The organism is Ancylomarina sp., from assembly GCF_041555295.1.
In the GTDB taxonomy this organism is placed as follows: domain Bacteria; phylum Bacteroidota; class Bacteroidia; order Bacteroidales; family Marinifilaceae; genus Ancylomarina.
This window is the reverse complement of the sequence record NZ_JBFFKR010000246.1, coordinates 1-5,272: the sequence shown is the minus strand read 5'-3', so window position 1 is coordinate 5,272 and position 5,272 is coordinate 1. Positions and strand designations below refer to the sequence as shown.

General features: G+C 37.9%; 7 protein-coding genes. 1 reads left to right on the top strand and 6 read right to left on the bottom strand.

What is annotated here, in order from left to right; all coding sequences use genetic code 11:
- Nucleotides 1–253 precede the first annotated feature (253 nt).
- Nucleotides 254–709, bottom strand: coding sequence for a hypothetical protein (locus ABY905_RS13830; RefSeq protein ID WP_372644870.1), 456 nt, complete (start codon nt 707–709; stop codon nt 254–256).
- 301 nt (nt 710–1,010) lie between these two features.
- Here ABY905_RS13830 and ABY905_RS13825 point away from each other — a divergent pair, with 301 nt between their 5' ends.
- Nucleotides 1,011–1,283, top strand: coding sequence for a DUF493 family protein (locus tag ABY905_RS13825; RefSeq protein ID WP_372644868.1), 273 nt, complete (start codon nt 1,011–1,013; stop codon nt 1,281–1,283).
- A 183-nt stretch (nt 1,284–1,466) separates the two neighbouring features.
- Here ABY905_RS13825 and ABY905_RS13820 read toward each other — a convergent pair whose 3' ends face one another.
- From ABY905_RS13820 to cbiD, 5 genes are all read right to left on the bottom strand, one after another.
- Nucleotides 1,467–2,264 carry an energy-coupling factor ABC transporter ATP-binding protein gene (locus tag ABY905_RS13820; protein WP_372644866.1) on the bottom strand — a complete coding sequence of 266 codons (798 nt, stop codon included), beginning with the start codon at nt 2,262–2,264 and terminating at the stop codon, nt 1,467–1,469.
- 56 nt (nt 2,265–2,320) lie between these two features.
- Nucleotides 2,321–3,088, bottom strand: coding sequence for an energy-coupling factor transporter transmembrane component T (locus tag ABY905_RS13815; protein ID WP_372644864.1), 768 nt, complete (start codon nt 3,086–3,088; stop codon nt 2,321–2,323).
- Between the two features lie 69 nt (nt 3,089–3,157).
- A complete protein-coding gene (locus ABY905_RS13810) occupies nt 3,158–3,442 on the bottom strand; it encodes an energy-coupling factor ABC transporter substrate-binding protein (protein ID WP_372644863.1) in 285 nt (94 codons plus the stop codon).
- Between the two features lie 55 nt (nt 3,443–3,497).
- Entirely contained in the window at nt 3,498–4,220 is a 723-nt protein-coding gene (locus tag ABY905_RS13805; protein WP_372644861.1) for an energy-coupling factor ABC transporter permease, read from the bottom strand.
- Between the two features lie 263 nt (nt 4,221–4,483).
- On the bottom strand, nt 4,484–5,272 hold a 789-nt coding region (gene cbiD / locus ABY905_RS13800; RefSeq protein ID WP_372644860.1), incomplete at its 5' end, for a cobalt-precorrin-5B (C(1))-methyltransferase CbiD.

Genomic DNA, 5,272 nt, shown 5'->3' with positions numbered 1-5,272 from the left:
CCGGCCACACTTAAGCATGAGGCACATTGGAGCGAAGCGGAAATCATGAATACCATGTAAAATAAACATTTATGAACTAATAAGAAAGATATTTAAAAAGCAGCCTTGATCTTTTTTGCTTCGTTTTTTGGATCAAGCCAACCATTGGAGCAAAGCGGAAATCATGAATACAACTAAAATAGACTTTAATGAATAAATGAAGTCGGGTTTGGGCGAAGCGCCAATTTATTTAGGACGCTATTGAAAATCGATCTTAATTGCTGTTCCGTCCACCAGAATTTCTCGCAATATCATCAACAATAACGTCTGTACAACTTTTGCTCAAATTCTTAGAGTATGCACCCGGAAATATCCCTTCACCCTGCTTGCCATTACTATTTCTGTCTATACCTGCAGTTGGTTCCGGCAATATGGGTTTACTCAAACTTTCGCTATAAGCATTGGGAAGTCGACCCTCACCATGTTTTCCTCCACTGTTTCTGGCAATATCAACCGCTTGTGAGATGAAAATTTGTTTACCAATGTGAGTTTTCAAACAAATACCATCTGTTTTTACAAACTTGAATGCAAGCTCCAGCTCATTAATAGAAGTGTTGAGAGAAGTCTGAAAACTTACCTCAGGAGAAGTCGTAAATTTACTGTCTTGCTTTTGTGCAAAAGCTATTTGAAAGATAAGACACAAGGCGAAAATGAAAACGATTCTTTTCATAAGACAAAGGTTGGGTTAAACACGATTAGGATCAACAAATATTGCTATGGGGATTGTTAATAATATCTCTTAATATAGTGAATAATTGCTTAAAAACACACATTTGATTCTTATAATTTGGTCATTAAAAGCTCAATGTAATTTGTGCTGAAATCCTGAATTAAATCAGCTTTTTTATTATGAAAACAATAATATAAGCTAAAGAATGAATAATCTGTAAATGGGTATAATAACTTCCTCTCAATTGTGGTATTTTGAAAAATCTTTTCGACTTTTGCAGAAATTAATAGAAGCTTAAAAAATGGATCAAGAAAGATATAACCAATTACGCCAACAGCTTGCCGACTCTGCTCAGTGGCCTGCACTCTATATGTTCAAATTTATTATCCCTAATAAGGATGAAAAACTAGAAACTCTAAAAGCCATTTTTCCAGAAGGAACACCATTCGCTTTTAAAACATCAAAAGATATACGTTATATCAGCATTACTGTAAAAATCATAATGAAAGATGCCGATGCTGTGATTGCTATCTATGAACAGGCAAAGCATATCGAAGGCTTATTAGCTTTGTAAAAGTTTAATTTGGAGGTTTGATAATATGAGGATGAGCTGATGGATAATACACATCTACTACATCCTTTTTTTTTACTGATGATTAAAGTTATTTCACAATAACTTTCACCCCTCTGTCCTATCGGACATCTCCCCTAAAAAGGGAGAAAATTACTATATCATATTTAGTTACATGAATCGAAATCAAGCTTTAAAAAACTCTTCCATTGTATTAGGTGCGGTGTCCAGGTTCAATTTCATACTTAGCTGAAGAATCAAAGGCATTTCCAATCCAGCCTTATCCAGCAAATCCTGATCTTGCAATAATTCTTGAGAATAACCTGTCGCCAAAATTCGGCCCTCTTTCATCACCACCAATTTATCGGCCCATTCGTAAGCAAAGTTAATGTCATGAGTAGAGATGATGATGGTTTTATTCTGCTCATGCAAGCGATCAAGAACCCTTATGGTATTTTTCTTCTGCTGATTATCCAACCAGGCAAAAGGTTCATCTAAAAGCAAAACATCGGGTTTACAAGCCAATACGCCTGCAATTGCGACACGCTTTTTCTGCCCATAACTCAGCTGATGCGGTGGTTTCTTTCTTAAGTCATGTGTTTGAGTCATCTCCATCACCTCATCCATACAGGCTTGCAATGCTTCGCCCTTCATCCCCGCATTAATCGCTCCAAAGGAAATATCCTTCTCTACCGTTGAAGCAAATAATTGTACTTCTGGATCCTGAAACACATAGCCCACCTTTCTAAAAAGCTTGTTCCTATCCTTACGCTTACATTTTTGCTCTTCTCCGTCTAGAATATAACGCCCCGTTTGCGCATGATGAATACCACAAAGACATAAAAACAGGGATGACTTCCCAGAACCATTTTCACCAACGACTGCAAGTTTCTCCCCCTTCTCAACACTCAGACTAATCTGATCGAGAGCCAAAGTTTGATTGGGGTATTCGAAACTGATATTTTCTAGTTCTATATAAGGCATGGTGATGAGTTGATTAGATGATTGGGTGATGTGTTGATTTCTACGATTGAGAAACGTTATAGTCTTAGTTGCCCTAGCGCGATCAAACAAATCATTAACAAGAGAGGTATAATGCTTCGTTTGAGCAAAAAGGGCTCATGTGATTCCAGAAACTTCATTTCGCCTCTATAACCTCTGTTCAATAAGGCTTGTTGTGAAAGGTCGGCATGTACCAGAGATTTAATTAAGACGGATGAAACCAACATGCCAAGAGCTCGAATAGATGATGAGAATGTTCGGTAAGCCATTCTCTTCTTTTGTGACAAATAACATTGCCTCGAAAAAAGTAATAAGATGGTGATGAAGCGAAACGAAAGGACAAAAAGCTCAACAAGTAGATCGGGCAATTTCATCTTTCTAAGCAGATACTCAATCTCATCTATGGGACTTGTCAAAATCAAAAAATAGAAAGCAAACATAGCTCCCATCGCCTTTCCAATAATGAAGATCCCAGTATCCAAACTGACTTGGGAAAAACCAATATAATAGTTGCCAATCTGAGTGCTATAAATAGCTTCGAAGCTTTCTCTGCTGATAATACAAATGATACTCACAACGGCTACCAGCATAAAACTCATGGGTAGTGCAGCAATTTGCAGTAAGGCTTTAACCGACAAGCCATGGAAAAGAAAGAAAGCCGAAATACAACTCACAACTAAAAAGGGCGTCAGAATATTTTGCGTCAACAAACTAGCCAATAGAAAAGCTACAAAAAAAGTAAACTTCTCGAAAGGATGCCAGGTGAGTTTGGCTTGCAATAGGTTGTATTTTTCGCTTATAAACACGTTTAATATTGAATTATGAGTTAAGAATTATAAATTATAATTGTTGATTAAGATTTTATTCAAAACTCATCATTTGATAGCTTTATTTTTGCCTTTATAGTAGCCAATCACATAGGCAACAACACCTGTACCGATAGCGGCTTGCAACGAAAACAATAGACTTTCAATTTCGCCACTTGGGGGCTCCCAAACATTCGAAAACCAGGGTTTATAATCGGGTTGTGATTGGGTGATATAATCCTCAGCCAAACCATCTGCTCCTGCAAATTCAGCATTAGGGAAAAAGTATAAGGTTAGCACCACAATTAATATTATGGCACCTATCAAAAGCAGGTTACTTGTTTTATTACTCATCATATCTAATTTATATCATCAAATCACCATATTATCTCATCAACACATCAGCTAATTAACCTCTCTTTTTATATTGACTTAAGAAGTCGAATCGCATAGGCACATGATCGGATAATAAATTCAAGATCACCACAGTCAGCAAACCTTCTATTATGGCAATAGGAATTTGAGTCAGACCAAAAATGCTAACGAATTTATAGAAGGCTGTAGTCACGCCATTTACGACATCAGGATGTGCGAAAGCCAATTGTGCCGAGGTGCAAATATAGGTTGCCATATTGCCAACAAAGACAGCTAAAAACACAGCGACTTTCTTATTAACGCCCATCTTATTACTTAGAGAGAATATTAACCAAGTAAACACCGGGCCGATAAAGGCCATTGAAAAAGCGTTGGCTCCAAGGGTTGTGATACCACCGTGCGCCAGAAGTAAAACCTGAAACAAAAGCACCAAAACACCAATCACTGACATCACCCAAGGCCCAAAGAGTAAAGCTCCTAATCCCACTCCTGTAGGGTGCGAACAAGAACCACTAACCGATGGTAATTTCAGAGCTGATAAAACAAAGGCGAAAGCCGTTGCCAAGGCTAAAAGCAATTTCAATTCTGGTTTCTCAACGACAAGCTGTTTAATCTTTCTAAATCCTATAATAAATATGGGCAGGTAAACCACAGACCAAAACATGGACCAAAAAGCTGGCAAAAAGCCTTCCATTATATGCATACTAAATGCAGGGATGGGTGACAGTATCGCTAGTATTATAAAAAGTTTCTTCATTCTTTTAATGTTTGTCATGATGTGTTGATATCTGGGATCAACCCTTTTTCGTCTATTACGGGATTACAAATCCCTCAGTCAAAACCTGCTAATTACAAATCATCAGGAGCTCCTGTTATTTTAAAATCATATAAAATCAGCGTTAATCTGCGTCTGATATTTAAACTTCGTTTTACCCTTCGACTCCATTTCGACTCCGCTCAATGCAACGCGCTCAGGGGAATCACATTAACACATCATCATATCGGTGTATCAACTCATCGTCAGATTATATCACCTTTGATGTTCATTAGGAGCAATTCAATTTTGTAATCGTCAATCTCTTTCTCCAGAACCTGACAACATTTCTTCTTAAGATGTTTGTAAAAAACCTCATCCTCAGTAAAAGGGAAAATACCCTCTAAATCGCGTGCCATATTCACCTCTTTTATCTGATCGATATAGGAATCATCGTAATTCGATTCTTTGGCAATCTGGATCAAAAAATCCTTATTAAAAACAACCTTCTGGCTATGCGTGTCCAAATGACCTTCCGCTAACTTCACAGCCTTCCCCATCATAATACCCATACTCACCTTTTCAACACCACTCCCATTTATAGCATGAATGGTATCACCTATAAAGTTTCCGTATTGGATATAGGCCTGCTGTGGCATTTCAGGAAATTTTTGCTTCAAATATCGCTCAGATCGGCCTCCCGAGTTGATAAAGACCTGTGAACTGCCATTCTCAACGGCAAAACGCACATGTTTCTTAATGGTTTGCACATAGGCCTCTGCCGAGAAGGGTTTTAAAATACCAGTCGTTCCAATAATTGAAATACCACCTTCAATTCCCAAACGAGGGTTAAAGGTTTTTTTAGCCAGCTTAGCTCCCATGGGCACAAAGATTGAAACATCAACACCCTTCGTTAATTGGTATTTATTCAAGATCTGATTTAGCTCTCGTTCAATTATCTTTCGAGGCGTTGGATTTACTGCAGGATCACCTATTGGCATTTCCAGACCTGCCTTGGTGACTGTCCCGACACCTTCTCCTTTAATAAAACGAAT